Genomic DNA, 26914 nt, shown 5'->3' with positions numbered 1-26914 from the left:
GGGAGCGCTCCCAGCTTCCACCACCACCCGTCCCCACTTTCTCGTCCCGGAAGGACTCCCCGTGACGCCATCCCGACGCCGCCTCCTGCTGGCCGCGGCGACCGCACTGGCCCTCACCGGCGCGGGCGCCGGCGCGGCCCATGCCGAACCGCCACCGGACGCCCCCGAGCAGATCGACAACGGCGACTTCAGCGCCGGTGTGAGCCCCTGGTTCTCCTTCGGCACCGGCGCCCTCGCGGTGACCGACGGCAGGCTCTGCACCACCGTCCCGGGCGGGCTGGCCAACCCGTGGGACGCCGGCATCGGCCAGGACGGCGTCCCCCTGATCGCCGGCGCCGAATACACCCTCGGCTTCACCGTCTCCGCCACCCCGGGTGCCGCCGTCAAGGCCGTCCTGCAACTCGGCAGCGCCCCCTACACGACCTACGCCGCCGTGGACGCCACCGCCACCGGCACCGCGCAGCGAGTCGAGCAGACCTTCACCGTCCCCGACGACAATCCCGCCGCCCAACTGATCTTCCAGGTCGGTGGCGCCGCCGAGTCGCAGACCGTCTGCCTGGACGACGTCTCGCTGCGCGGCGGCGAGCCACCCGAGCCGTACGAGCCGGACACCGGGCCACGGGTACGGGTCAACCAGGTCGGCTACCTGCCCGGCGGGCCGAAGAACGCCACCGTGGTCACCACGGCCACCGAGCCGCTGCCCTGGCAGCTGCGCTCGGCCGGCGGCGCGGTCCTCGCCAGCGGCACCACCACCGCGCGCGGCGTGGACGCCGCCTCCGGGCAGAACGTGCAGACGCTCGACTTCTCCAGCTACCGCACCCCGGGCAGCGGGCTGACCCTGACCGTGGACGGCGAGACCAGCCACCCGTTCGACATCTCCGGCACCCTCTACGACCAGCTGCGCTCCGACTCGCTGCAGTTCTTCTACGCCCAGCGCAGCGGCATCGCCATCGACGGGGACCTGATCGGTGACGAGTACGCCCGGCCCGCCGGCCACCTCGGCGTCGCACCCAACCAGGGCGACACCACCGTGCCCTGCCAGCCGGGCGTCTGCGACTACTCGCTGGACGTGCGCGGCGGCTGGTACGACGCCGGCGACCACGGCAAGTACGTCGTCAACGGCGGCATCGCCACCTACCAACTGCTCAACACCTTCGAGCGGACCAGAACGGCGGCCACCGCCGACGGCGGTGCCGCGCTGGGTGACAGCACCCTGCGGGTCCCGGAACGCGGCAACGGCGTGCCGGACATCCTCGACGAGGCCCGCTGGGAGCTGGAGTTCCTGCTGCGCATGCAGGTGCCGGCCGGTAAGCCGCTCGCCGGAATGGTCCACCACAAGATCCACGATCGGAACTGGACCGGGCTGCCGCTCGCCCCGCACGACGACCCGCAGCCGCGCGAGCTGCACCCGCCGTCGACCGCGGCCACGCTCAACCTGGCCGCCACCGCCGCCCAGTGCGCGCGGCTCTTCGCCCCCTACGACGCGGCGTTCGCCGGCCGCTGCGCCACCGCCGCGAAGACGGCCTACGCCGCGGCCAAGGCCCACCCCGCGGTGTACGCCAGCCCGGCCGACAGCACCGGCGGCGGCGCGTACGACGACACCAACGTGACCGACGAGTTCTACTGGGCGGCGGCCGAGCTGTACCTGACAACCGGCGCGCAGACCTACCTGACCGACCTGACCGCCTCGCCGCACCACACCGGCGACGTGTTCGACCCGCGGGGCTTCGGCTGGCAGAGCGTCGCCGCGCTCGGCCGCCTCGACCTGGCCACCGTGCCGAACGGGCTGCCCGCCGCCGATCTGGCCCGGGTCCGCGCCTCCGTCACCACCGCCGCCGACGCGTACCTCGCCGAGCTGCGCCGGCAGGCGTACGGGCTGCCGATGCCCGGTGACGCCAACAGCTACTTCTGGGGCGGCAACAGCAACGTCATCAACAACGCGGTCGTGCTGGCCACCGCCTTCGACCTGACCCGCAACCCCGTCTACCGCGACGGTGCCGTGCAGGCGATGGACTACATCCTCGGTCGCAACGCCCTGAACATCTCCTACGTCACCGGGTGGGGCGAGCACGCGGCGCAGAACCAGCACAGCCGCATCTTCGGCCACCAACTCGACCCGAACCTGCCGCGCCCTCCGGCCGGCTCCCTCGCCGGTGGCCCGAACGCGGCCCTCCAGGACCCGTTCGCGGCCCAACTGCTCGCCGGCTGCAAGCCGATGTTCTGCTACGTCGACGACATCAACTCGTACGCGACCAACGAGGTCGCCATCAACTGGAACTCCGCGCTGGCCTGGATCTCCTCGTTCCTGGCCGACCAGGGTGACGCCGGCGCGGTGCCGGCCAGCACCTGCGCGGTGAGCTACACCAACTACGGCGCATGGCAGGGCGGCACCGGGTTCACCGCGCAGGTGACCGTGCGCAACACCGGCGCCACGGCCATCAACGGCTGGAGCGTGCGGTTCGCGTTCACCGGGGACCAGCGGGTACGCGAGGCGTGGCTGGCGAAGGTCACCCAGTCCGGCGCGACGGTGACCGCGCGCAACGAGTCGTACAACGCCAAGATCGCTCCTGGCGGGACGGTGACGTTCGGCTTCAACGCGACAACCGGGGGCGGCGCGAACCCCAACCCGGGCCTGGTCACCGTCAACGGCGGGGCCTGCTCACTGGCCTGACCTGACCGGTACGGCCGGTGGCCGCTCCCCCTGGGGGGCGGCCACCAGCCCGCCGGATCACGTGGACCGGGCCAGGGGCGGGTGTGCCGGGCCTCGCGTCGTTCGGGACCGCCAGTGTCGCCCGGCCCGCCTACCGTCGGCATCATGGCTGTCAACGGGGACGCGGTCGATCAGGACATCGAGGGTGAGCGGCTCGTCGACGTCTCCGCGGCCGTGCCCGCCGCGCGCTGATGCGGGGCGTGTCGCCGCTGCCGCCGCCGGGGCGGCTACGCACCCTCTCCCTCGCCACGCTGGCGAACACCGTCGGCTCGGGACTGTGGCTGACCGGCGGGGCTCTCTACCTCACCCGGGAAGTGGGGCTCTCCGCCGTCCAGGTGGGCACCGGGCTCAGCGTCGCAGGGCTGGTCGGGCTGACCGCCAGCGTTCCGCTCGGCGGCCTGGCTGACCGGCGCGACCCCCGTACGCTGCGAGCCGTCCTGCAGGTGCTCCAGGCGGCGGTTGCCGCAACGTACCTGCTGGTCGACTCGTTCCCGGTGTTCCTGGTCGTCGCGGTGCTCGACCTGCTGCTGGCCTCCGGCAACCTCGCGGTCCGCGCCGCGCTGGTCGCCGCCGTCGCCGGCTCGCAGGGGCGGGTGCACGCCTTCGCCACGCTGCGCGCGGTGGCGAACCTGGGCATCGCGGTCGGGGCGGGGCTGGCCGGGTTCGTGCTGGCCGCCGACACGCACCTCGCCTACCAGGTCCTGGTGGCCGGCAACGCGGCAACCTATCTGGTGTCGGCGGCGCTGCTGCTGCGGCTGCCGGCCCTTCCACCGAGCTTGCGTCCCCCGACGGCCGCTCCCCTCCCCCGGCGGCGGCCGCTGCGTGACGGTCGTTTCCTCGCGGTGAGCGGTGCGTCGGCGGTGCTCCTCCTGCACCAGACGGTGCTCACGCTGGTGGTGCCACTCTGGGCGGTGACCCTGATCGGGGCGCCCCCGCCCGTCGTGTCGGCGGTGCTGCTGACCAACACACTGCTCACCGTGCTGCTGGCGGTACGGCTGAGCCGGGGCGCGGATACCGCGGCCCCGGCGGCCCGGCAGATGCGCCGGGCGGGCCTGGTGCTGGCCGCCGCGATGCTGCTGTACGCGGCCACCGCCAGCCTGCCCACCACCGCGGCGGTCGCGCTCCTGCTGGTCGCCACCGTCGTCTACACCGTCGGCGACCTGTGGCACAGTACCGCCGGGGCGGGGCTCGCCTACGATCTCGCTCCGCCGGACGCGGTCGGCGCCTACCAGGGAGCGGACGGAATGCTCGCCGGCCTGGCCCGTGCCGTCGCCCCGGCTCTGCTGACGCGGGTGGTCCTCCACGGTGGGATTCCCGGCTGGCTGGTCGTCGGCGGGCTCTTCGCCGTGGTCGGCCTGGCCAGCCCTGCGCTGACCCGGTGGGCGTTGGTCAACCGCCCGGAGGTGTAGCAGCATGGTGGGCATGACCGACCAGCAGAGCGTCACCATTCGTCCCGGTGGTCCCGCCGATGCCGCGGCCGTGCTGCGGCTGCTCGACGGCGCGACCGCGTGGCTGGCGGCGCGCGGCCGGACCGGCCAGTGGGGCACCGAGCCGGCGTCGACCGATCCGCGCCGGATCGCCCAGGCCGACGACTGGGCGTCGGGCGGCGGCCTGCACCTGGCGATGCTCGGCGACAGGCCGGTCGGCGCGCTGGTGGTCGGGGCCGCCACCGACGACGTACCCCCGCCGACCGAGCCGGAGTTGTACGTGCGGCTGCTGGTCACCGACCGGGCGCACACCGGCCGAGGGCTCGGGGCGCGGCTGCTGGAGCACGCAGCGGACCTGGCCCGGGCGCGCGGGCTGGGCCTGCTGCGGGTGGACTGCTACGGCGGCGATGACCGGGCGCTGGTCCGCTTCTACGAGGGCTGCGGCTTCACCGCCACCGACTCGTTCACGGTCACGCGACCGGGACGCGACCCGTGGCCCGGGCAGTTGCTCATCCGTCGGCTCGGCTGACTGCTCGCCCCGACGCTGACGCCGGGGGCCGTCTCCAGTCGTCGGGCCCGTCAGCCGATCTCCTCGTCGACGTAGCACCAGCGCCAGGTCTCGCCGGGCTGCACCGAACGGATGACGGGGTGGTCGGTGGACTCGAAGTGCTTCGTCGCGTGCTGGTACGGCGACGAGTCGCAGCAGCCGACGTGCCCGCAGGTCAGGCAGGCCCGCAGGTGCACCCAGTCGTCGTTGCCGATGGCGACGCAGTCCGGGCACTCCTCGGTGGTGCCCGGCTCCACGGCACCGGCCTCGGCAAGGTGCTGACAGCTCACTTCTCGACCTCCCGCAGCAACGACTCTTCCAGGTCCAGGTCACGATAGGCCCGCACCAGCACCTCCTCGGGAATCCGACCGGCGTCCCGGGCAGCCCGGAACACGTCCCGCTCGGCGTCGATCATCTCTTGTCGGAGCCGACCGTACGCCTGGGACGGGGTCTCGCGTTCGGCGCCACCGAGCCGTTCCCAGGCCAGGTTGGTGCGGTCGTCCAGCGCCCGGCGCAGCCGGTCCACCACCGCGTCGGGTGCGCTGTCGGCCAGCTCGTCCAGGCGCTCCCGGGCGGCCCTGCTGGCCTGCTGCTGCACCCCGGCGGCCGACAGCGCGTCCTGCACCGGGTCGTCCTGCGGCAGCTTCAGCTTGCGGGCGACCAGCGGAAGCGTTGCTCCCTGGCCGACCAGGGTGACCACGATCACCGCGAAGGCGAGCCAGATGAACAGCGCCCGGGGGTACGGCGCGTCGTCGGCCAGGGTCAGCGGGAGGGCCAGCGCGGCGGCCAGCGTCACCACGCCACGCATCCCGGCCCAGCCGATGACGATCGGGAACTTCAGCGACGGCGCCGGGTCCCGACGGCGGACCTGGGGCACCAGCCGGGCCAGGTAGGTGGCCGGGAAGAGCCAGACGAACCGGGTGAGGAAGACCGTGGCGAGCACCGCGAGGGTGATCAGCGTCAGCGACCCGATCGGCTCGTCGAGGTCCCGCACGACCTCCCGCAGTTGGAGGCCGACCAGCAGGAAGACCAACCCCTCCAGCAGGAACCGGGCCAGCCTCCAGAACGCGCCGATCTGCAACCGGGAGGCCGCCGACAGCAGCTGGGGCAGCTTGTGGCCGAGCGCCAGCCCGGTGACCACCACCGCGACCACACCGGAGGAGTGCACCTCCTCGGCGGCGAACACCACGGCGAACGGGATGATCAACGACAGCGCGTTGTCCAGCAGCGGATCGTTGATCCGCCGGTGCAGGAAGCCGAAGACCAGCGCGCCGAGCGCGCCGATCAGGATGCCGCCGCCGGTGGCCCGCAGCACCTCGACGGCGACCTCGGCGGTGCCGACCGCCGAGCCGATGGTGGCCAGCGTCGCGACCCGCAGCAGCACCAGAGCGGTCGCGTCGTTGATCAGGCTCTCCCCCTCCAGGATGGTGACCACCCGGCGGGGCAGGCCGACGCGCCGGGCGACCGCCGTGGCGGCCACCGCGTCGGGCGGCGCGACCACCGCGCCGAGGGCCAGGCAGATCGCGAACGGCACCTGTGGCAGCAGCAGGTGCAGGACGAAGCCGACCACGAACGCGGTGAACAGCACCAGACCCACGGCGAGCAGCAGGATCGGCCGGATGTTGTTCTTGAACGCCGGCACCGACGTCTCCAGAGCCGCGACGTAGAGCAGCGGCGGCAGGATGCCGACCAGCACCAGCTCCGGGTCGAGCCGGACGTGCGGGAATCCCGGCACGAAGGAGAACGCCAGGCCGAGTACGACGAGCAGGATCGGCGCTAACAGGCCGAGCCGGCGCGCCAGCGCAGCGCCCAGGGTGGCGACCGCCAGGAAGACGACGACCGGAAACAGGCTTTCCATGGGGTAGGAGCCTAGGGGGCCGGGGACGCGTCCCCGATCACCCGGCCGTCCGCAGCTTCGGCAGCACCTCCGAGCCGAACGCGTCGAGGAACCCGCGCTGCTCCTGCCCGACGTGGTGCAGGGCGATCTGGTCGAAGCCCAGCTCCAGGTACTCCTCCAGCCAGCCGACGTGCCGGCCCAGGTCGGCCGAGATGTTCACCACCTCGGCGACCCGCTGCGCCGGCACGTCTGCCGAGACCTCGTCGAAGTGCTCGACGGTCTCCAGGTCCCAGCAGACCGGCGGGGCGAAGACGTTGCTGCGCCACTGGTCGTACGCGATCGCCTCGGCCTGCGCCTGCTCGGGCGCCCAGCTGACGTGCACCTGCAGGTGCAGCGGCCCGCGCCCGCCGGCGTCCCGGTACGCGTCGATCATCTCGCGCAGGTGCGCCACCGGGGCGTTCACGGTGATCAGCCCGTCCGCCCACTCGGCGCACCACCGGGCGGTGGCCACGCTGACCGCGGCGCCGACCAGGGCCGGTGGTTCCTCGGGGCGCGTCCACAGCCGGGCCCGGTCCACCCGGACCAGGCCGTCGTGGCTGACCTCCTCGCCGGCCAGCAGCGCCCGGATCACGTCCACGCACTCGCGCAGCCGGGCCGCGCGCACGTCCTTGCGCGGCCACGGGTCGCCGGTGATGTGCTCGTTGCTGGCCTCGCCGGTGCCGAGCGCGGCCCAGAACCGGCCGGGGTACATCGCGCCGAGCGTGCCGATCGCCTGCGCGATGATCGCCGGGTGGTAGCGCTGGCCGGGTGCGTTGACCACGCCGAACGACATGCCGGTGGCCTGCAGGGCGGCGCCGAGCCACGACCAGGCGAAGCCGGACTCGCCCTGCCGGGTGCTCCACGGGGAGAAGTGGTCGGAGCACATGGCCGCGTCGAAGCCGGCCCGCTCGGCGTGGATCACCGCCTCCAGCAGGGCGCGAGGGTGGATCTGCTCGTGGGACGCGTGAAAGCCGAACGCCGTCATGGGTGCACTTCCTACCCACGACGGCGCCCGGCTGAACCGCCCTTTCGTCGCTACTCGGCGTGCGCCCCGGCACCGGCCGAGGCGGCCGCGCCGTCGCCCACCCAGACCGTCTTGGTGTTGCAGAACTCCCGCATGCCCAGCGCGGACAGCTCCCGGCCGTAGCCGGAGTTCTTCACACCGCCGAACGGCAGCTCCGGGAAGGAGGTGGTCATGCCGTTGATGAAGACGTTTCCGGCGTCCAGGTCGGTGGCGAAGCGCTCCTGCTCGGCCGCGTCCCGGGTCCAGGCGTTCGAACCGAGCCCGAACGCGGTGCCGTTGGCCACCTCGATCGCCTCGGAGTACGACGACACCCGGTACAGGCCGGCGACCGGCCCGAAGACCTCCTCGCGCCACATCCGCATCTGCGGGGTGAGGTCGGTGACCACCGTCGGCGGGTAGAACCAGCCCTCACCCGCCGGCGGCTCACCGCCGCAGAGCACGGTCGCGCCGTTGTCCACCGCGTCGCGCACCTGGGCGTGCACCTCGTCGCGACCACCCTCGCTGGCCAGTGGACCCACGTCGGTGTCGGTGTCCATCGGGTCGCCGACCCGCAGCGCCGCCATGTTGGCGGCGAACTTCTCGGCGAAGGCGTCGAACACGTCGGTGTGCACGATGAACCGCTTGGCGGCGATGCAGGACTGGCCGTTGTTCTGGCAGCGCGCGGTGGTGGCCACCTCGGCGGCCCGGTCCAGGTCGGCCGAGGGCATCACGACGAACGGGTCGCTGCCGCCGAGCTCCAGCACGGTCTTCTTCAGCTCCCGGCCGGCGGACTGGGCGATGGAGCGGCCGGCGCGCTCGCTGCCGGTGAGCGTGGCGGCGCGTACCCGGGGGTCGCTGAGGATCCGGTCGACGGCGTCCGAGCCGACCAGCAGGGCGGTGAACGCCCCCTCGGGGAAGCCGGCCCGACGGAACACGTCCTCCAGCAGCAGCGCGGTCTGCGGCACGTTCGAGGCGTGCTTGAGCAGGCCGGTGTTGCCGGCCATCAGCGCCGGTGCGGCGAAGCGGATCACCTGCCAGAGCGGGAAGTTCCACGGCATCACCGCGAGCACCACGCCGATCGGCTGGTAGCGGACGAACGCCCGGGTCGCCTTGACGGCGGTGGCGTCGGCCGGCTCGTCGGCGAGGAACGACGGCGCCCGGTCGGCGTAGAACCGGCAGGCGGAGGCGCACTTGGTCACCTCGGCCTGCGCCGCGACGTACGTCTTGCCCATCTCCGTGGTCATGATCCGGGCGATCTCGTCCCGGTCGCCCTCCAGCAGGTCGGCGGCGGCGTTCATCCACCCGGCGCGCTGCTCGACGGTGGTCCCGCGGAGCTGCTGGTACGCGAGGTCGGTGCGCTCGATGGCGTCGTCGAGCTGCTCGGTGGACATCGCCTCGTAGGTCTTGAGCACCTGGCCGGTGGCGGGGTTGGTGGTGGCGATGGGCATCTCGTCCTCCTGTCACTCGAACAGCGAGTGCTTGACGCCCGGCTCCTCGCGGCGGCGGGCGGCACGGCGGCGCTGGATGACGACCAGGTCGACGACGGCGACCACGGCGAAGATCGCGCAGAGCACGCCGAGCCAGGCGATGCCGGCCCAGAACGCCAGCACCGCGAAGAGCACCATGATCACCAACCCGAAGCCGGCGAGGGTGAGCCTGAGGTTCAGCGCGCTGTTCGCGTGGCCGACCGTGCCGCGGGCACGGCGGGGCTGCGATCTCGTCATACCCCCCGACCTACCCCCGATCGCCGGCCTTAACCGGCCCGGGGCGTCGCGGTCGGTCACGCCGAGCGTCGGCGGTGGGCTCGCTTACATCCGTTCGCCACGGAAGCCCCGCCACCCGCAGGATGGGCGCATGTCCATGTCCATGAGCATGACCGAGGCCGTGCCGGTTACCGTCGCCATCGCCCGGCGCGCCGATCCGGCCCGGGCCAGCGAGATGGTGGCCTGGATGCGGGCGGGCACCGCGCTGGCCGAGGCGTTCCCGGGCTTCCTCGGCGCGGGCTGGGTGCAGAGCGGCCCGGGCTCGCCGGAGTGGCACATGCTCTACCGCTTCGCCGACGCCGAGACGCTGCACCGGTGGGAGGAGTCGCCGCAGCGACACTGGTGGCTCAGCTCGGCGCAGGGCATCGTCGAGCACACCCGGGTCGAGCGGCGCACCGGGATCGAGGGCTGGTTCGACCCGCCGTTGGAGCACTGGGTGGACCCGGTCGAGCCGATCCCACCGGCGTCGCCGCCGAGATGGAAGCAGGCGGTGACCATCTGGCTGGCGTTCTTTCCGCTGAGCCTCACCGCCACCCTGCTGACCAGCCGATTTCTCGCCGACGTGCCGCTGGCGGCCCGGGTGGTGCTGATGACGCTCTGCCTGACCCCGCTGATGACCTACCTGGTGCTGCCCCGGATCACCCGGGCGCTGCACTGGTGGCTGCACGGCGAGCCACGGCCCGCGCAGAGGCGGCGATCGTCGAACCGTCCCGCCGGGCGTCCGGGCGGCATGCACGAATGAGCGTGACAAGTGGTCCGTCGAGCCTGGGCAAAACCACGTCCTACGCATAGAGTTACCGCGCTGTCGCTCTGTGCTGCGAGACGGGGGATGTCATGCCTCGACGCTGGGTCGCCGCCCTGGCCTGTCTCGCCGCGCTGGTCGCGCTGGCCTGCGAGGGCGGCACCTCGGCGACACCCCGCCCCACCACGAGCGGCGGACAGCCCGGCGGGCCGGGCGGCATCGCCGCGCTCGGCGACTCGATCAGCACCGGCTTCGCCTCCTGCCTGGTGCTGACCTCCTGCGAACGCAACTCCTGGTCGACCGGCGACGGCCTGCGGGTGCGGAGCCACTACCGGCGGCTGCTCGACCAGGACTCCGCGATCCGCGACCGGCGGTACAACCACGCCCGGCCGGGGGCGCGCGCCGACGCGCTGGAGGGCCAGGCCAAGGCAGCGGTACGCGACCGCGCCGACTACGTCACCGTGCTGATCGGCGCCAACGACGCCTGCCGGGGCGGGGTGGACGCGATGACGCCGGTGGCGCAGTTCCGGGCCGACGTCGACCGGGGCCTGCGCGTGCTGCGGACCGGCCGACCGAAGGCCCGGGTGCTGGTGGTGAGCATTCCGGACCTGTACCGGCTCTGGGAGGTCGGGCACGGCGACTCGCGGGCGGTGCGCGCCTGGAAGCGGGGCATCTGCCCGGCCCTGCTGGCCGAGGCGACCTCCACCGCGCCGGCCGACCGGGCTCGCCGGGCCGCCGTCCGGGACCGGATCGACGCGTACAACACGCAGTTGGTGGCCGCGTGCCGGGCGTACGGCTCGCGTTGCCGGCACGACGGCGGAGCGGTGCACAAGGTCCGGTTCAGCCTCGACATGCTCAACCCGCTGGACTGGTTCCACCCCAATGTCAGCGGGCAGGGTCGGCTCGCCGAGGTGACCTGGCGCTCCTCCGGCCTCGCCGACTGAGCGCCCCGCTCGCGCCCGGGATCAGGAGCGGCGGGGCTCCGGCACGGTCGTGCCGCGGGGCCGGTAGAGCGCCCGGGAGCGCCCCGCCAGATCCTTGGTGGCCGACGAGTTGGCCCAGGTGCCGAGCACGATCGCGGCACCGGGCACGATCTTGGCAACCATCCGCTTGGCCGCCCGGACACCGGCCATCTGCGCCAGCCGGACACCGAGCTTCAGCATGACCTGGCCGAGCGGGCGTTGGCGCCCACCCAGGCCGAAGAGCGCGTCGGCGCGTTCCCGGCCGGCGGCCACCCCGAGCGCCAGCCGGGCGCTCTCGGCGACCTTGTGCACCCGCTGGAGCACCAGCAGGTCGGTGGCGCGGTCGTTGTGCAGCGGGTCGACGTCGTACGCGGCGGCGATGTGCAGCACCATCCGCGCCTGGGTCCAGGCCAGCACGCCCACGTCGAGCACGGCGCCGGGTAGCCCCGCCGCGCCCGACACCGCACCGGAGAGGCGGGCCAGGTTGACGAACTTACGGGTGGCCTGGTCGGCGAGGGCGTCGGCCGAGACACCGGGCTGATCGGCCCGGGCGCGGACGGCCCACTGTGCGGCCTCCGGCCCGAGCCTGCGCACCGCCTCCAGGGCGAGGTGCTCCGGGGCGTACTGCGGGTCGTCGCGCATCCGGTCCCAGAGCCGGGCCGGCGGGCCCTCGGGCGCGTCCACCGGCCCGGTCGGCAGGTCGGCGGACGGGTGGGGGGTGGGCACGGCGGGCGAGCCGCCGACGGGTGGGGTGTCGGTCACCGGGTCTCCCCAGGGGTCGGTACGGCGGGCAGGACGGCCGGCGCAGCGCTCAGCGGCGTCGGTTGGAGAACCGGGCCGCCAACCCCTTGAGCTTCTGCTGGTTGCCGGGCTTGGCCATCTCGCGCCGGCCCCGGTCGACCAGTTGCTGCCCCTTCGGTGATTTCAGAAAAGCGCTGATCCGCTGCATCAGTGACATAACGTCCTCCTGTCGGTGGTCCTGCTGTCATGTGTACCCCGAACCCGCAACGGATGTACCCGGGACGCGACAGGCTCAACCCCGACAGTCCACAGTGGGCGGTAGGTTACCGCCCGCTCGGCACGATGGCTTCGACGACCCTGGTGGCGCGCCATTCGTGCTGCTGGTAGTGCTCGGGGTACGCCGAGACCTGCACCGCCTGGGCGGCGTCGGTGAGCCGCATGTGCTGCCAGCCGGGCACCTGCTCGAGAGCGGTGAGGAACTGCCGGGTGGCGAACTCGGGGTCCATCAGCCGCCCGACCGGGCCCCAGCCGCTGCTGGAACGCTGCTGGAACAGCCCGACGGAGTCGTGGTCCCAGCCGACACCCTGGTGCGGGTGGTCCTGCGACTCGGGCAGCACGCCGCTGGCGACGTTGTACAGGTTGCTCTCCTGCATGGCGGTGGCCACCGCGATCACCAGGCCACGGCGGGGCACGCCCATCTCGCGGCCGGTGCGGACGATCGCCTCGGCGTTCTCCATCTGGTCATCGTCCAGCCCGGCGACCGGCGCCGGGTCGGTCGGGCGCGCGGGCGCGGCCTTGCGGGTGCGCGAGCTGGTGTCCGGGTCGCTGGAGGTCGCGGCGGCGGAGGGGGTGCTGGGGGCGGCGACACGGTCGAGGCCGCGGGAGGCCCGCTGCTGCTCGGCTCGCTGGAGCAGCTCGGAGCTGCTGGCGAGCGGATCGACCCGGCCAGCCGCGCCGGCGGAGTCGTCACGAACCTGTGCGACGGCGGCCAGGCCGAGGCAGCAGACCACGCCGGTGGCCAGAGCCACCTGGGCCCGGCGTCGACCGGTCAGGTCCCTGGCGTACGCCCGGAGCCGGCTCGCGGCGGTTGTCCGTTCGGCTGAGGTGCCATCCTCCATATCGGTAGTGGGGCTGCTCGGGGCGTTCGGGTCGTCGAGGGTGCCGTCGTCACGCATCAGCCGAGGCTAGGCAGATGGAAACCCCGATCACGCACGGTGATCACGTGGCGATCGCCACAGAAACGGGGTGTCCCGGTGGACGACCGGGGCGGGTCGAACTGCCCGGGGAACGGACCTCGCGTACCGGATGAAGCCGGCGCGGCACGCAGGCCGGCACGGGTGGCGACACGGGCGGACATCCGGCCCCGCGTGCCGACATGATCGACAAACTCGGCCTTTGGGCCGAACCGCCCTCCCCCGATCGGCCCACGATGCCGACCCGGGCGGGGTAATCGGGTGATTGGTCCTGTCGTGCCCATCGGCCGGGCGACGAATCGCCCGCCGCAGGAATGCACCAGGATGGCGGGTACGTTGCCCGAACCGGGTGCCGTCCGTCGTGTCGGCATCCCGTAGGCACATTTCAGGGAGGTCCGCACCGGTGCTCGACCCACACGAGCTCTACCAGCTCACCGATGATCTGCCCGACCTCGGGCAACCGGTCATGATCCAGGCCCTCACCGGGTTCGTGGACGCCGGCAACGCCAGCCGGCTGGCCCGCGAGCAGTTGCTCACCTCGCTGGAGAGTCGGCCGATCGCCACCTTCGACGTGGACCAGCTGTTCGACTACCGCTCGCGACGGCCCGTCATGACGTTCGTCGAGGACCACTGGGAGAGCGTCGACGCCCCCCAGTTGGAGCTGCACCTGCTGCACGACGACGACGAGACCCCGTTCCTGCTGCTCACCGGCCCCGAGCCGGATCTGCAGTGGGAGCGGTTCGTGGCCGCCGTCGCCGGGCTCGCCGCCCGGCTGGACGTCCGCCTCACCGTGGGCCTCAACTCGATCCCGATGGCGGTGCCGCACACCCGGCCGACCGGGGTGACCGCGCACGCCACGCGACCCGAGCTGATCGCCGGATACGAGCCCTGGCTGCAGCGGGTCCAGGTGCCCGGCAGCGTCGGCCACCTGCTCGAGTTCCGCCTCGGCGAGCAGGGCCGCGACGCGCTCGGCTTCGCCGCCCACGTGCCGCACTACGTGGCACAGACCGAGTACCCGGCCGCCGCCGAGGTGCTGCTCACCTCGGTGTCCCGGAGCACGGGGCTGCTGCTGCCCGGCGACGGGCTGCGCTCGTCGGCCGAGGTGGTCCGGGTGGAGATCGACCGGCAGGTCGCCCAGACCGAGGACGCCGCCGCCCTCGTCCAGGCCCTGGAGGAGCAGTACGACGCGTTCGCCCGGGGTCGCGGCGAGAAGAACCTGCTCGCCCCGGACGCCGGCCCGCTGCCCACCGCCGACGAACTCGGCGCCGAGCTGGAACGGTTCCTGGCCGAACAGACCCGTCCCGGCGACACCCCGGGCAGCTGACCGGGCGTCCCGGCCGCGGATGCGGCAGGCTGGGGACATGCGCCTGGCGACCTGGAACGTGAACTCGGTGAAGGCCCGGCTGCCCCGGCTGCTGGAGTGGCTGGCCAGCACCGGGCCGGACGTGGTCTGCCTGCAGGAGACCAAGTGCCCGGACGGCGCCTTCCCGGTGGCCGAGGTGGGCGAGCTGGGCTACACCGTGGCCAGCCACAGCGACGGCCGGTGGAACGGGGTGGCCATCCTGTCCCGGGTCGGCCTGGCCGACGTCCGGGTCGGGTTCGCCGGTGAGCCCGGCTTCCCCGAGCCGGAGGCCCGGGCCATCTCCGCCACCTGCGACGGGGTGCGGGTCTGGTCGGTGTACGTGCCCAACGGCCGCACACCGGACGACCCGCACTACGCGTACAAGTTGGCCTGGTTCGCGGCGCTGCGCGACGCGTTGGACGCGGAGCTGGCCGGTGGGCTCCCGCTGGCCGTCTGTGGGGACTTCAACGTCGCCCCGACCGACGCCGACGTGTGGGACCCGGCGGTCTTCACCCACTCGACGCACGTCACCCCGGCCGAGCGGGCGGCCCTCGCGGCGCTGCGCGATCTGGGGCTCAGCGACGTGGTGCCGACCCCGATGAAGGGGCCGCACCCCTTCACCTACTGGGACTACCGGGCGGGGATGTTCCACCAGAACAAGGGCATGCGGATCGACCTGGTGTACGCCTCGGCGCCGTTCACCCGCGCGGTCCGCTCCGCGTACGTCGACCGGGAGGCCCGCAAGGGCAAAGGCCCGTCCGACCACGCCCCGATCGTGGTCGACGCCGACCTGGTACCGGTGGTCGAGGCGTTCTGAGCCCGGCGGCGTGGCTAGGGTGGGCAGATGGCAGTCGTGAAGATCAACGCGATCGAGGTCCCGCCGGGCGCCGGTGCGGAGCTGGAGAAGCGGTTCGCCGCCCGAGCCGGGACGGTGGAGAACTCCCCCGGCTTCCTCGGCTTCGAGCTGCTCCGGCCGGTGGCCGGCGAGACCCGCTACTTCGTCTACACACGCTGGGAGACCGAGGAGGCGTACCAGGCGTGGGCCGCCGGTCCGTCCCGCGCCGCACACGCCACCGCGCCGGGCGGGCAGCAGCGGCCCCCGGTCGCCAGCGGCGCCAGCCTGCTGGAGTTCGAGGTCGCCCTGCACGTCCCCACCCCACAGCCCTAGCCACGCCGGATCCCGGGCCGGCCGGATGGTCAGGCGGGGCGGGAGCTCTGGTAGGTGGCGAAGGCGATCACGTTGTCGGCGTAGCCGGTGCGGCCGCCGATGAACTGGCCACCGCAGGTGATCAGTCGTAGACCCGGCGGCCCGTCGTGGCCGTAGATCCGGTCGGCGGGCAACTGGTCCTTCGGGAAGTGCTCGACCGTGTCGACCCGGAACACCACCACCGACTTGTCCGCCCGGGCCACCTCGATCAGGTCGCCGGGGTGCAGCTTGCCCAGGTCGTAGAAGACCGACGGGCCGCTCTTGGTGTCGACGTGCCCGACGATCACCGCCGGGCCGGGCTCGCCGGGCGTGGGACCCCGGTCGTACCAGCCCGTCTCGTTGTGCCGCTCCAGCGGCGGTACGGCGATCGAACCGTCCCGGGCCTGCCCGACCGGCGCCACGGGTGCGGCGACCTTGATCGCCGGTACCGAGAGGCGCACCGGACGGCTGGCCGACAGCCCGACCGACTCGCTGCGGGGGGCCCGGTCAGCGCCCGTCCCGACCCAGTCGAGCGGGCCCACCGAGCGACCCAGCCCCGCCCCGGTCGCGAAGACCCCGGCCAGCACGAGCACCACGGCCACGGGCACCGACCACGGGCTGCGGCCCGCCGGGCGGCTGCGCCGGGGTGCGACGGCGGTCGGCGGCCGGGACGCCACCGGCGGGTGCTCGGCGGACGGGTGCCCGGCCGGCGGCGGTGAGGGGCGGAAGATTTCCATGGCGGCCTCAGTGGCGGGCGACGCCACGGACGGTACGCGGCCGGCGCAGGGCCACCACGGCGAGGATCAGCCCGGTGATGGTCAGCGCCGCGCCACCGGGCAGCAGCAGCTTGCCGGTGATCCCGCCGGCAGCGCCGCCGAAACCGGTGGCCGGCCCGCGACTGGGATGGACCGGGACCTTCTTGACCACCTGCAGCATGGTCGAGGCGGTCTCGCCGTCGCGGCACTCCAGCTTGACCCGGTAGTTGCCGGGACGGGTGCGGTCTCGGACCATCGGGGCGGCCGTGAGCACCCCACGCTGCGGCTGCACCCCGACGGCGCCGAAGGCGTCGGAGACCACGGTGGCGCCGATCGAGTTGTCGCGGCAGCTGGCGCGGATGCCGACCAGGTAGCCGGGCTGCACCGTGCTGGGGCTCACCTCGACGAAGACGTCCACCGGGGCGGGCTGCGGTGCACCGCCCGGCGGGCCTCCCGGCTGGGACCCGGGCGTCGGCGCGGCGAGCACGAGGGCGACGGGCGCGGACGGGCCCGGCGCGGCGAGCACGGAAGGGGTGGCCACCGGACCGGTGGGCACGAGAGCGGCGTGCGCGGGGGCGGCGGCCAGCAGGGGGCCGGCGAGCACGGTCACCACCGACAGGGTCACGCCGCCGCGGGTCACTGTCACGATGCCCCCTCTCGACGCCGTGCGGCCTAGCCGGGCGGCGGACCACCCGACCTGCCGTACCAGGTGGATCCTCTCATTCCCGGTCGCACATCACATCCGATCCGCCGACGACGTCGCGTACGCTCGGGTCGCTGTGACCACCATCGACCATGACCCCGCCGTCCCGCCCGCGAGCCGGACGATCCGCACCTTCCACCCCCGAAGGGGCCGAATGAGCGGCCGGCAGACCGACGCGCTGGACCGGCTCTGGTCCACGTACGGCCTGGACGTGCCCGACCGGCCCGTCCCCCCGGTCGACCTGGCCGACCTGTTCGGCCGCCGGGCTCCGGTGGTGCTGGAGATCGGCTTCGGCATGGGCGACAGCACCGCCGCGATGGCCGCCGCCGACCCGGATCGAGATTATCTGGCGGTCGAGGTGCACACGCCCGGAATCGCGAACCTGCTCGACCTGGTGGACCGCGGTGGCCTGGGCAACGTCCGGGTGGCCCTCGGCGACGCGTTGGACCTGGTCAGCGGCCTGCCGGAGGCTTCGCTCGACGCCGTGCACGTCTTCTTTCCGGACCCGTGGCCGAAGGCCCGCCACCACAAGCGGCGGATCATCCAGCCGGCGCACGTGGCGCTGCTGCGCTCCCGGCTGGCCCCGGGCGGCACGGTGCACTGCGCGACCGACTGGGCCGAGTACGCCGAGGCGATGCGGGAGACCCTGGACGCGGACCCGGGGCTGGTGGACGCGTACGGCGGGTTCGCACCACGTCCGGCGCACCGCCCGGTGACCAAGTTCGAACGGCGGGCGCTCACGGCCGGACGCCCGGTGGCCGACCTGATCTACCGCCGCCGGTAGGCCCTTCCGGCCGCGGTGGGCACCCCGGCCGCCCACCGGTTGGCGCGAAGGGTCATGATCCAGGCACCATGGACGGGATATGACGCTCACCGCCGCGCTGCCGACAAGCGCCGACCCCGACACCCTCTTCGACGCGTTCGCCGGCTGGGCGAAGGAGCGCGGCCTCGACCTCTATCCCCACCAGGAGGAGGCGGTCATCGAGATCGTCTCCGGCGCCAACCTGATCATGAACACGCCCACCGGCTCGGGCAAGAGCCTGGTGGCGGTCGCCGCGCACTTCGCGGCACTGGCCGACAGCCGGACGACCTTCTACACCGCGCCCATCAAGGCGTTGGTGTCGGAGAAGTTCTTCGCCCTCTGCGAGGTCTTCGGCGCCGAGAACGTCGGCATGTTGACCGGCGACGCCAGCGTCAACGCCGACGCCCCGATCATCTGCTGCACGGCGGAGATCCTGGCCAACCTGGCGCTGCGCGAGGGCGCCCGGGCCGACGTCGGCCAGGTGATCATGGACGAGTTCCACTTCTACGCCGAGCCCGACCGGGGCTGGGCCTGGCAGGTGCCGATCATCGAGCTGCCGCAGGCCCAGTTCATCCTGATGTCCGCCACCCTGGGAGACACCACCCGGTTCGTCGACGACCTGACCCGGCGCACCGGGCGGCCGACCGCCGTCGTCCGCTCGGCCGAGCGGCCGGTCCCGCTGATCTTCTCGTACGCGATGACGCCGCTGCACGAGACGCTCGAAGAGCTGCTGGAGACCAAGCAGGCCCCGGTGTACGTCGTGCATTTCACCCAGGCCGCCGCACTGGAACGCGCCCAGGCGCTGATGAGCGTCAACGTCTGCACCCGCGCCGAGAAGGACATGATCGCCGAGGCGATCGGCGGCTTCCGGTTCACCTCGGGCTTCGGCAAGACCCTGTCCCGGCTGGTCCGGCACGGTATCGGCGTCCACCACGCCGGCATGCTGCCCAAGTACCGCCGGCTGGTGGAGACTCTCGCACAGGCCGGCCTGCTCAAGGTCATCTGCGGCACCGACACCCTCGGCGTGGGCATCAACGTGCCGATCCGCACCGTGCTGTTCACCGGCCTGTCCAAGTACGACGGGGTCCGCACCCGTCTGCTGAAGAACCGGGAGTTCCACCAGATCGCCGGGCGGGCCGGCCGGGCCGGTTACGACACCATCGGCCGGGTCGTGGTGCAGGCTCCCGAACACGTCATCGACAACGAGAAGGCCCTCGCGAAGGCCGGCGACGACCCGAAGAAGCGGCGCAAGGTGGTCCGCAAGAAGCCGCCGGAGGGTTCGATCGGTTGGGGTCAGCCCACCTTCGACCGGCTGGTCGACGCCGAGCCGGAGCCGCTGACCTCCAGCTTCCAGGTCAGCCACTCGATGCTGCTCAACGTCATCGGTCGGCCCGGGGACGCGTTCACCGCGATGCGGCACCTGCTCACCGACAACCACGAGGAGCCGGCCGCGCAGCGCCGGCACATCCGCCGGGCGATCGCCATCTACCGGGCGCTGCGGGCCGGTGGGGTCGTCGAGGAGCTGCCCGAGCCGGACGAGACCGGCCGGCGGATCCGACTCACCGTCGACCTCCAGCTCGACTTCGCGCTCAACCAGCCGCTCTCCCCCCTCGCCCTGGCCACCATCGAGCTGCTCGACGCCGAGTCCCCGTCGTACGCCCTGGACGTCCTCTCGGTGATCGAGTCGATCCTCGACGATCCCCGGCAGATCCTGTCCGCGCAGCAGTTCAAGGCACGCGGCGAGGCGGTCGCCGCGATGAAGGCCGAGGGCATCGAGTACGAGGCCCGCCTCGAACTGCTCGACGAGGTGACCCACCCGAAGCCCCTGGCCGAGCTGCTGGAGGCCGCGTACGAGATGTACCGCCAGGGGCACCCCTGGGTCGCCGACCACCAGCTCTCCCCCAAGGCCGTCGTCCGCGACATGTACGAGCGGGCCATGACCTTCACCGAGTACGTGCAGTTCTACGGGCTGACCCGCTCGGAGGGCCTCGTCCTGCGCTACCTGGCCGACGCGTACAAGACGCTGCGGCAGACCGTGCCCGAGGACGCCAAGACCGAGGAGCTGATCGACCTCATCGAGTGGCTGGGCGAGCTGGTCCGCCAGGTCGACTCCAGCCTCATCGACGAGTGGGAGCGGCTGCGCAACCCGTCCGACGTGGCCGAGGTGGCCCAGGCGCACGCCAACCTGACCGACCGGCCACCGGCGGTGACCCGCAACGCCCGTGCGTTCCGGGTGCTGGTACGCAACGCGCTGTTCCGTCGGGTCGAGTTGGCCGCCCTGCGCCGCTGGGATCTGCTCGCCGAGTTGGACGCCGCGGACGGCTGGGACTACGACGCGTGGTCCGACGCGCTGAAGCCGTACTTCGAGGCGTACGACTCGATCGGCGTCGGACCGGACGCCCGCGGGCCGGCGCTGCTCATGATCGAGCAGGGTCGGGAGCGGTGGACCGTCCGGCAGATCTTCGACGACCCCGACGGGGACCACGACTGGGGCATCAGCGCCGAGGTCGACCTGGCCGCCTCGGACGAGGTGGGCGCGGCCGTCGTCCGGATCACCGACGTCGGCCAGCTCTGACGCGTTCTCACCGAAGGGGGTCGCCCGTCGCGGGTGGCCCCCTTTGTCGCGTCTTCCGCAGCCCCGGTTTCACTGGGCGATGTCAGACCCGTCGATTAGAATGTATGTACTAATCGAGTTCCTGACCTGCAAGATTACGACCCGGGAGGACGCCCGTGACCGCGCCCGCCTCCACGCCCCTCACCCCCTACGCCACGCTGCTCGGCTTCACCCGCTACGTCGACCGCAACGGCCCCACCAAGGCGACCTTCGTGGGCGGGCTGCGCAAGCAGCGCGCCAGCCGCTCCGGCTTCAACCCGCACGGCCAGTTCGTCAAGGCGCTCAAGGCCGACATCGCCTTCCACACCGGCGGCACCCACCTCGCCGGCGTGGTCGACGTGGTCAAGCCACGCTGGCGCCCGCTCTACCAGGCGCTGGTGCCCGGCGCCACGGCCTGGCTGCACTCGCTCGGCGACCCGGCCGCCCTCGACCTGGCCCAGACCCGCGACGCCCTGGCCATGCTGGGCGACCTACCGGTCAAGATCAACCCGCATTTCGGCGTACGGCACGCCGACGGCCGCGCCGAGGCGATCCGGTTGCACTTCGACGAGACCCCGCCGAGTGAGGAGTCGGTGCTCGCCACCCTGCACCTGATGGCCCGTCACATGGACGCGGTGCTGCCGCACGCCGAGCCGGTCCTGGTCGACGTCCGGCGCGGCCAGAGCCACCGCATGCCCACCGATGCCAAGCCCGAGCAGATCGAACGCTGGCTGGCCGGCGAAGCCGCCGCCTTCCGCGCCATCTGGTCCACCGCCGCCTGACGACCAACCCGTTCGCCCGCGGCCTGCCGCAAGGCCGCCCGCTGCGGTCCGTCCGACAAGATCACGCTCAATCCTGGATGTAGTGGCCTCCCGTCCCTGGGGAGGCCACTACATCCATGTTCGGACGAGACCACGGGCTGCCGGAGGTTCAGACGCCGACGCCGAGTTCGCGGTTGTCCACAGGGGCGCCGTGGGGCAGCGCGATCGGTCAGCCTGGATGCCATGCCGAAAGCTCCTCGCCGGCCGCCGCAGTTGCGCGGTCGGATCTTCCGCGGCTCGGTCGCCGTTTCACGAGGCCTGCTGACCCGCAACGACCTCCGCAGCTCCGCGTGGCGGCCGCTCTTCCGGGACGTCTACGCCGACACCCGGGTCAGAGTCACCCACCGGATCAGGTGCGCCGCCGTCGGACGTTGGCTGATCCCGCCCGGCGCGGCTATCGCCGGGCGTGCCGCAGCGGCCCTGTTCGGCTGCGCGACACCAGGCCAGAGCGAGCCGCTCGACGTGCTGGTGCCCCGGGAAACCCGGATCGGGCCCACCGCCGGCCTTCGGGTCCACCACGGTGAGATCGACCCCGGCGACACGGTGGACTGGGCGGGGGTCACGGTGACGAGCCCCGCGCGGACCTGCTGGGACCTCGCTCGGTGGCTCCAGGTGGTCGAGGCGGTGGTCGTCATCGACGCCCTGCTGTCCAGCCGGCTCACCGACGTGCCGACGTTGCGGGAATACGCGCTGAGCCGGGTGGGTCGGCGGGGCTGGCGGTCGCTGCTGCGCGCGATCGACCTGGCCGACGCGGGCGCGGAGTCACCACAGGAGTCCCGCACCCGCGTGCGGCTGGTGCTCGCCGGGCTGCCCCGCCCGCAGACGCAGTGGATCGTCACCGACCAGGGCCGGTTCGTGGCCCGGCTGGACCTGGCCTGGCCGCAGTTCAAGGTGGCGGTGGAGTATGACGGGCTCTGGCACGACGATCCGGAGCAGTTCCACCGGGACCGCCGGCGGCTCAACCGACTGCTCGGCGGCGAGTGGATCGTCCTGCACGCAACCGCCAAGCGGCTCCGGGAGGACTTCGACGGCTTCCTCGCCGAGGTCAGGGCCGCCCTGCGCGCACGGTCCCGCTCCCCCTGGACACGATGATCGTGCTCAAACACAGAAGTAGTGGCCTCCCCTGTCGGGGAAGGCCACTACTTCCTGGATCGTGCGTGATCTTGGGGCCATACGGGCTGGCGCGGGCGCCCGGAGGCGCGCCGGGTGGGTCAGGCGGCGGGGATGTACTTCTGGAGGTCGTCGAGGATCTTGTTGGCGGCGCCGACGCCGATGCCGGTCATCCAGACCTCGTCGGCGACGGGGTACGCCTTGCCGGCCTTGACCGCGCCGAGGCCCTTCCACAGCGTGCCGCCGGTCATCTTGGCCTGCTCGGCGGCGGCCTTGTCGCCGTACGCGGTCACGAAGATGACGTCGCCGTCGACCTCGTTGATCCGCTCGGGGCTGACCTGGTCGAAGCGCTTGTCCTCCTTGGCGGCGAGCATCTGCCGCTCGGGGCGACCCAGGCCGGTGTCGCCGATGACGATGCCGGAGAACGAGTCCGGGCCGTAGACGCGGATGGCGCCGGGCATGAACCGGACGATCGACACCTTGCGGGCGGCGGCGTCGCCGAGCGTCGCCCCGAAGTCCTTGGCCCGCTTCTCGTACGCGGCGAGCAGGTCCTTGGCCTGCTGCTCGTGGCCGAGCGCCTTGCCGTCGAGGAGGAAGTTCTCCTTCCACGTGATGCCGACCTTGTCGGTGAACACGGTGGGCGCGATGGCGGCCAGCTCGTCGTAGAACTTCTCCTGGCGGAACTTGCTGCCGAGGATGAGGTCCGGCTTCAGTGCGTTGATCGCCTCCAGGTCGGGCTCGGTGAGCACCCCGACCTCCTTGATGCCGGTGAGCTTCTCGGCACCGAAGTACGTCGGCCAGCTCCTGGCCTCACCGGCGGTGGCCGCGCCGACCGGCGTGACGCCCAGCGAGAGCGCCGTGTCGATCTTGTCGGTGTCGAGGACGACGACGCGCTTGGGTTCGGCGGGGACCTTGGTGGTGCCCATGGCGTGGGTGATCTCCCGGGTCTCCCCGGTGGTGGAGCCGGCGACCGGGTCGCTCTCACCGCAGGCGGTGAGTCCGACGCCGAGGGCGACGGCCGCGGTGAGGGCGGCGACGAGACGACGCATCAGAGTCCTTTCGAGGGGTACGAGCCGGCGAGCGGGGTGGCCGCATCGCCGCTGGCGGGTCGGGCGTCGGGCACGGAGGCACCCGACGGATCGGAGTCGTCCGCGGCGGCGGACGGGGTGGCGGAGCCGCGGAGGGCGGTGCCGCCGGTGTGGGCGGGCACCACCAGCGGTGCTCCGGTCACCGGGCAGGGCACGACCACGCAGGCCAGCCCGAAGACGTCGCGGACCAGGTCCGCGGTGAGGATCTCCCGGGGTGGCCCGGCGGCCACCACGGCACCGTCGCGCATCGCGACCAGGTGATCGGCGTAGCGGGCGGCCTGGTTCAGGTCGTGCAGCACGGCCACCACGGTGCGGCCCCGCTCGACGCGCAGCCGGTGCAGCAGGTCCAGCACCTCCACCTGGTGGGCGAGGTCGAGGAAGGTGGTCGGCTCGTCCAGCAGGAGAGCCTCGGTGTCCTGGGCCAGCGTCATGGCGATCCACACCCGCTGCCGCTGGCCGCCGGAGAGGCTGTCCACCGGCCGGTCGGCCAGGCCGGCCACGTCGGCCAGGGCCATCGCGTGGTCGACCGCCGCGCCGTCCTCGGCCGACCACTGCCGCCACCACCGCTGGTACGGCTGCCGTCCGCGCCCGACCAGGTCGGCCACGGTGACGCCCTCGGGCACCAGCGGGCTCTGCGGCAGTACGCCGAGCCGGCGGGCGACCTCGCGGGTCGGCAGGTCGCGGATGGCGCTGCCGTCGAGCAGCACGGTGCCGCGGCGGGGGGTGAGCAGCCGGGCCATGGTCCGCAGCAGGGTGGACTTGCCGCACGCGTTCGGCCCGACGATCACGGTGAACGCGTCGGCGGGCAGGTCCAGGTCGAGCCCGTCGAGCACGGTCCGCTCGTCGTAGCCGGCGACCAGGTCGCGGGTGGAGAGCATCACGACTCCTTCACAGGGCCGGGGCGGGTGCCGGTCACGAGGACCGCCGCCGTCCGCGCAGCAGCAGGAAGATCAGGTACGGCCCGCCGATCGCGGCGGTCAGCACGCCGGCCGGGAGTTGGGTGGGCGCGATCAGCCGCCGGCCGGCCAGGTCGGCGAGCACCAGCAGCAGCGCGCCGAGCAGCGCGGCGCAGACCAGCGGCGGTCGTTCGGCCCGGACCAGCCGCCGGGCCACCTGGGGGGCGACCAGCGCCACGAAGTCGACCGCACCGACCTGGGCGGTGACCATGGCGGCGACGAGTACGCCGGTGCCGGCGAGGCCGATCCGGCGGGCCACCGGGCGCAGCCCGACCCCGCGGGCGGTGTCGTCGTCCAGGGCGGTGCTGTTCAGAGCCCAGCCGGCCCAGGCCAGCACCGGCAACAGCACCAGGAGGGTGCCGGCGATCCAGGCGGCCTCGGTCCAGCCCTTGCCGGCCAGGGTGCCGATCAGCCAGATCTGCGCCCGCAGCCCGTCGATCGGGTCGGCGCTGAGCATGACCACCTCGGTCAGCGCCCGGAAGGCGAAGGCGACCGCCACTCCGGCGAGCACGAACCGCTGCGCGGCCAGCCCGTGCCGGGCGCCGAGGGCGAACAGGAGCACGGCGGCGAGCAGGCCGCCCACCAGCGCGGTGGGGGCCACGAGTACGGCGCCCATCCCGGTGGTCAACGCCACGGTCGCGGCGAGCCCGGCGCCCTGGGTGATGCCGATGACGTCGGGACTGGCCAGGGGGTTGCGCGCGACGCTCTGGATGAGCGTGCCGGCCACCCCGAACGCCGCTCCGGCCACCGCGGCCAGCACGATCCGGGGCAACCGCAGGTCGAAGACGACAAGGTCGTACGGGGTGCCGGCGCCGGAGAGCGCGCGCAGCACGTCGGCCGGGGCGACGTAGGGCGTGCCCAGGGAGAGGCTGAGCACCACGGCCAGCAGGAGCAGCACGGTCAGCGCGGCGGCCACCAGCACCGCGCGGCGGCGGACCTGGAGGCTGACCGGGCCGATCCGCAGCAGCGACCGCCCGGGCAGCCGGGCACCGGCGGTACGGGTCGACACGTCGGCGTGGATGGTCGAGGGGTCGATGGTCCTCACGCGGTCACCACCCGGGCGCGGCGGACCAGGACGGCCAGCAGCGGTGCGCCGATCAGGGCGGTGATGATCCCGGCCGGTATCTCGCCGGGCGGGGCGACGAGCCGGCCGACGACGTCGGCGCCGAGCAGCAGCGCCGGCCCGAGCAGGGCGGAGACGGTGAGGGTCCACCGGTGGTCGACGCCGACCAGGGCGCGGGCCAGGTGCGGCACGGCCAGCCCGACGAAGGCGACCGGCCCGGCGGCCGCCACCGCGGCACCGGTGAGCAGCACGGCGGCGAGGCCGCCACCGAGGCGGACCAGGCCGACCCGGTTGCCGAGGCCGCGGGCCACGTCGTCGCCGAGGGCCAGCGCGTCCAGGCCTCGGGCCACCAGGGCGGCGAGCACCAGCCCGGCGAGGACGAAGGGCAGCACCTGCGCGGCGACCGACAGGTCCCGGCCGGCCAGCCCGCCGACCACCCAGAACCGGTACTCCTCGAAGGTGCGGGCGTCGATGCTGAGCAGCGCGTACACCCCGGAGGCGAGGCTGGCGTCGAGCGCCGCGCCGACCAGCGCGAGGGTGACCGGGCTGGCGCCCTCCCGGGTCCGGGCGGCGATGGCGAAGACCAGCAGCCCGGCGAGCAGCGCTCCGGCGATGCCGAACCAGACGTACCCGGCGAGCGTGCCGACGCCGAAGACGGAGATGGCCAGCACCACGCCGAACGACGCGCCGGCGCTGATGCCGAGGATGCGCGGTTCGGCCAGGGGGTTGCGGGTGAGCGCCTGGAACAGCACACCGGCCACGGCGAGCGCGAGGCCGACAGCGAGGCCGAGCGCGGTGCGCGGCATGCGCAACTCGCGGACGATGGTGGTGGCGTCGCCGCCGTCCGGAGCGACGAGGGCGTGCCAGACCTGGTCGATGCCGAATTGCCGGCTGCCCAGCGCGAAGCTGGCCAGCACGGTGAGCAGCAGCACGAGCGCGGATGCGACGGTGACTGCCACCCGGCGGCCGGTGCGGGTGCCGGTCCGGTTGCGGGCCGGGGTCGGCCGGGCGACGAGGGTGGTCACGAGTCTCCTGCACGTTCGCGCTTAGGTTCGCCTTACCTTAGCCGACGTGCTGAGGGTCGCCTAACTGGCGCTCATCGATCCGGGGGCGGCTGACCAGGGCGGACGCCCGCGCCGAGGGGCACGCGCGCCTAGGGTGGGGACATGCGATTCGACCAGCACACGGTCGTACTCCTGGTCCGGCCGGCGGACGCCCCCGAGCTGCCGCAGGACGCGGTCGACCGGTTGCAGGACGCCCACCTGGCCCACCAGGCGGGTCTGGTGGAGCAGGGCCACGTGCTCGCGGGCGGCCCGTTCCTGAACCCCGACGACGAGCGGCTGCGCGGCTTCGTCGTGCTCTCGGTGGACCCGGAGACGGCCCGCGAGCTGTACCACAACGATCCGGCGGTGCGGGCCGGCCGGCTGGCCGTGCAGGTGATGAGCTGGATGCTCCCGGAGGGCATCCTGCGGTTCGAGGGCGTGCCGGTGCCCCGGTCGATGCTGGAGGCGGCGGCCGGCGACTGAGCGGC

Annotated in this window: 27 protein-coding genes; 13 read left to right on the top strand and 14 right to left on the bottom strand. The window is 73.2% G+C overall.

What is annotated here, in order from left to right; all coding sequences use genetic code 11:
* Positions 1 to 61: 61 nt before the first annotated feature.
* The 3 genes from ACTWLT_RS26645 to ACTWLT_RS26635 all read left to right on the top strand — a co-directional run bounded on the left by ACTWLT_RS26645 (position 62) and on the right by ACTWLT_RS26635 (position 4666).
* A complete protein-coding gene (locus ACTWLT_RS26645) occupies positions 62 to 2671 on the top strand; it encodes a glycoside hydrolase family 9 protein (protein ID WP_445320695.1) in 2610 nt (869 codons plus the stop codon).
* A gap of 230 nt (positions 2672 to 2901) precedes the next feature.
* Positions 2902 to 4119, top strand: a complete 1218-nt coding sequence (locus tag ACTWLT_RS26640) for an MFS transporter (RefSeq protein ID WP_445320694.1) — start codon at positions 2902 to 2904, stop codon at positions 4117 to 4119.
* Positions 4120 to 4132: 13 nt separating this feature from the next.
* Positions 4133 to 4666 (top strand): GNAT family N-acetyltransferase, encoded by a 534-nt coding sequence (locus tag ACTWLT_RS26635; RefSeq protein ID WP_252419797.1) that lies wholly within the window; start codon positions 4133 to 4135, stop codon positions 4664 to 4666.
* A gap of 50 nt (positions 4667 to 4716) precedes the next feature.
* Here ACTWLT_RS26635 and ACTWLT_RS26630 read toward each other — a convergent pair whose 3' ends face one another.
* The 5 genes from ACTWLT_RS26630 to ACTWLT_RS26610 are packed head-to-tail and all read right to left on the bottom strand — an operon-like array spanning position 4717 to position 9287.
* Positions 4717 to 4974, bottom strand: a complete 258-nt coding sequence (locus tag ACTWLT_RS26630) for a UBP-type zinc finger domain-containing protein (protein ID WP_445320693.1) — start codon at positions 4972 to 4974, stop codon at positions 4717 to 4719.
* Positions 4971 to 6542: a Na+/H+ antiporter gene (locus ACTWLT_RS26625; protein ID WP_252419795.1), complete on the bottom strand. Its 1572-nt coding sequence runs from the start codon at positions 6540 to 6542 to the stop codon at positions 4971 to 4973. Before ACTWLT_RS26625 ends, ACTWLT_RS26630 begins: the two co-directional genes overlap by 4 nt.
* A gap of 37 nt (positions 6543 to 6579) precedes the next feature.
* On the bottom strand, positions 6580 to 7545 hold the full coding sequence (locus tag ACTWLT_RS26620) for a TIGR03885 family FMN-dependent LLM class oxidoreductase (protein WP_252419794.1): 966 nt from the start codon (positions 7543 to 7545) through the stop codon (positions 6580 to 6582).
* Positions 7546 to 7595: 50 nt separating this feature from the next.
* The gene (locus ACTWLT_RS26615) at positions 7596 to 9011 is read right to left on the bottom strand and encodes an NADP-dependent succinic semialdehyde dehydrogenase (RefSeq protein WP_445320692.1); all 1416 of its coding nucleotides are present in this window, start codon (positions 9009 to 9011) and stop codon (positions 7596 to 7598) included.
* A 12-nt stretch (positions 9012 to 9023) separates the two neighbouring features.
* Positions 9024 to 9287 carry a DUF6343 family protein gene (locus ACTWLT_RS26610; protein WP_252419792.1) on the bottom strand — a complete coding sequence of 88 codons (264 nt, stop codon included), beginning with the start codon at positions 9285 to 9287 and terminating at the stop codon, positions 9024 to 9026.
* Positions 9288 to 9429: 142 nt separating this feature from the next.
* Here ACTWLT_RS26610 and ACTWLT_RS26605 point away from each other — a divergent pair, with 142 nt between their 5' ends.
* Entirely contained in the window at positions 9430 to 10068 is a 639-nt protein-coding gene (locus tag ACTWLT_RS26605; protein WP_445320721.1) for an antibiotic biosynthesis monooxygenase, read from the top strand.
* 92 nt (positions 10069 to 10160) lie between these two features.
* Positions 10161 to 11012: a GDSL-type esterase/lipase family protein gene (locus tag ACTWLT_RS26600; protein WP_445320691.1), complete on the top strand. Its 852-nt coding sequence runs from the start codon at positions 10161 to 10163 to the stop codon at positions 11010 to 11012.
* 21 nt (positions 11013 to 11033) lie between these two features.
* Here ACTWLT_RS26600 and ACTWLT_RS26595 read toward each other — a convergent pair whose 3' ends face one another.
* From ACTWLT_RS26595 to ACTWLT_RS26585, 3 genes are all read right to left on the bottom strand, one after another.
* Positions 11034 to 11792, bottom strand: a complete 759-nt coding sequence (locus ACTWLT_RS26595) for an EcsC family protein (protein ID WP_445320690.1) — start codon at positions 11790 to 11792, stop codon at positions 11034 to 11036.
* A gap of 49 nt (positions 11793 to 11841) precedes the next feature.
* Entirely contained in the window at positions 11842 to 11988 is a 147-nt protein-coding gene (locus tag ACTWLT_RS26590) for a hypothetical protein (RefSeq protein WP_203122442.1), read from the bottom strand.
* Positions 11989 to 12094: 106 nt separating this feature from the next.
* Entirely contained in the window at positions 12095 to 12946 is an 852-nt protein-coding gene (locus ACTWLT_RS26585; RefSeq protein WP_445320689.1) for a peptidase M23, read from the bottom strand.
* A gap of 421 nt (positions 12947 to 13367) precedes the next feature.
* Here ACTWLT_RS26585 and ACTWLT_RS26580 point away from each other — a divergent pair, with 421 nt between their 5' ends.
* From ACTWLT_RS26580 to ACTWLT_RS26570, 3 genes are read left to right on the top strand one after another with little or no spacing between them, the layout of a single operon-like run.
* Positions 13368 to 14288: a proteasome assembly chaperone family protein gene (locus ACTWLT_RS26580; protein ID WP_252419788.1), complete on the top strand. Its 921-nt coding sequence runs from the start codon at positions 13368 to 13370 to the stop codon at positions 14286 to 14288.
* A gap of 37 nt (positions 14289 to 14325) precedes the next feature.
* Positions 14326 to 15123, top strand: coding sequence for an exodeoxyribonuclease III (locus ACTWLT_RS26575; protein WP_252419787.1), 798 nt, complete (start codon positions 14326 to 14328; stop codon positions 15121 to 15123).
* Positions 15124 to 15150: 27 nt separating this feature from the next.
* Positions 15151 to 15474: an antibiotic biosynthesis monooxygenase family protein gene (locus ACTWLT_RS26570; RefSeq protein WP_445320688.1), complete on the top strand. Its 324-nt coding sequence runs from the start codon at positions 15151 to 15153 to the stop codon at positions 15472 to 15474.
* Between the two features lie 29 nt (positions 15475 to 15503).
* On the opposite strand, the gene ACTWLT_RS26565 is transcribed toward ACTWLT_RS26570, so the two are convergent.
* Both ACTWLT_RS26565 and ACTWLT_RS26560 read right to left on the bottom strand, forming a co-directional pair.
* Positions 15504 to 16229, bottom strand: a complete 726-nt coding sequence (locus ACTWLT_RS26565) for a class F sortase (protein WP_445320687.1) — start codon at positions 16227 to 16229, stop codon at positions 15504 to 15506.
* A 7-nt stretch (positions 16230 to 16236) separates the two neighbouring features.
* Entirely contained in the window at positions 16237 to 16896 is a 660-nt protein-coding gene (locus tag ACTWLT_RS26560) for a hypothetical protein (protein ID WP_445320720.1), read from the bottom strand.
* A gap of 208 nt (positions 16897 to 17104) precedes the next feature.
* Here ACTWLT_RS26560 and trmB point away from each other — a divergent pair, with 208 nt between their 5' ends.
* The 4 genes from trmB to ACTWLT_RS26540 all read left to right on the top strand — a co-directional run bounded on the left by trmB (position 17105) and on the right by ACTWLT_RS26540 (position 22258).
* Positions 17105 to 17734, top strand: a complete 630-nt coding sequence (gene trmB, locus ACTWLT_RS26555; protein WP_445320686.1) for a tRNA (guanosine(46)-N7)-methyltransferase TrmB — start codon at positions 17105 to 17107, stop codon at positions 17732 to 17734.
* 79 nt (positions 17735 to 17813) lie between these two features.
* Complete coding sequence (locus ACTWLT_RS26550) at positions 17814 to 20327, top strand: DEAD/DEAH box helicase (protein WP_252419784.1); 2514 nt, start codon at positions 17814 to 17816, stop codon at positions 20325 to 20327.
* Positions 20328 to 20482: 155 nt separating this feature from the next.
* Positions 20483 to 21127 carry a hypothetical protein gene (locus tag ACTWLT_RS26545; RefSeq protein WP_445320685.1) on the top strand — a complete coding sequence of 215 codons (645 nt, stop codon included), beginning with the start codon at positions 20483 to 20485 and terminating at the stop codon, positions 21125 to 21127.
* Positions 21128 to 21349: 222 nt separating this feature from the next.
* Positions 21350 to 22258 carry a putative endonuclease domain-containing protein gene (locus tag ACTWLT_RS26540; protein WP_445320684.1) on the top strand — a complete coding sequence of 303 codons (909 nt, stop codon included), beginning with the start codon at positions 21350 to 21352 and terminating at the stop codon, positions 22256 to 22258.
* Positions 22259 to 22377: 119 nt separating this feature from the next.
* On the opposite strand, the gene ACTWLT_RS26535 is transcribed toward ACTWLT_RS26540, so the two are convergent.
* From ACTWLT_RS26535 to ACTWLT_RS26520, 4 genes are read right to left on the bottom strand one after another with little or no spacing between them, the layout of a single operon-like run.
* Positions 22378 to 23325 (bottom strand): ABC transporter substrate-binding protein, encoded by a 948-nt coding sequence (locus tag ACTWLT_RS26535; RefSeq protein ID WP_445320683.1) that lies wholly within the window; start codon positions 23323 to 23325, stop codon positions 22378 to 22380.
* A complete protein-coding gene (locus ACTWLT_RS26530) occupies positions 23325 to 24242 on the bottom strand; it encodes an ABC transporter ATP-binding protein (protein ID WP_445320682.1) in 918 nt (305 codons plus the stop codon). Before ACTWLT_RS26530 ends, ACTWLT_RS26535 begins: the two co-directional genes overlap by 1 nt.
* Before the next feature lie 34 nt (positions 24243 to 24276).
* The gene (locus ACTWLT_RS26525) at positions 24277 to 25365 is read right to left on the bottom strand and encodes a FecCD family ABC transporter permease (protein WP_445320681.1); all 1089 of its coding nucleotides are present in this window, start codon (positions 25363 to 25365) and stop codon (positions 24277 to 24279) included.
* Entirely contained in the window at positions 25362 to 26408 is a 1047-nt protein-coding gene (locus ACTWLT_RS26520) for a FecCD family ABC transporter permease (protein WP_445320680.1), read from the bottom strand. Before ACTWLT_RS26520 ends, ACTWLT_RS26525 begins: the two co-directional genes overlap by 4 nt.
* Before the next feature lie 141 nt (positions 26409 to 26549).
* On the opposite strand from ACTWLT_RS26520, the gene ACTWLT_RS26515 reads away from it, so the two are divergent.
* Positions 26550 to 26909 (top strand): YciI family protein, encoded by a 360-nt coding sequence (locus tag ACTWLT_RS26515; protein ID WP_445320679.1) that lies wholly within the window; start codon positions 26550 to 26552, stop codon positions 26907 to 26909.
* Positions 26910 to 26914: the final 5 nt, after the last annotated feature.

The organism is Micromonospora yongxingensis (genome assembly GCF_052601155.1).
Note: the sequence above shows the minus strand (reverse complement) of the source record. Positions and strands in the feature narration are given on the sequence as shown.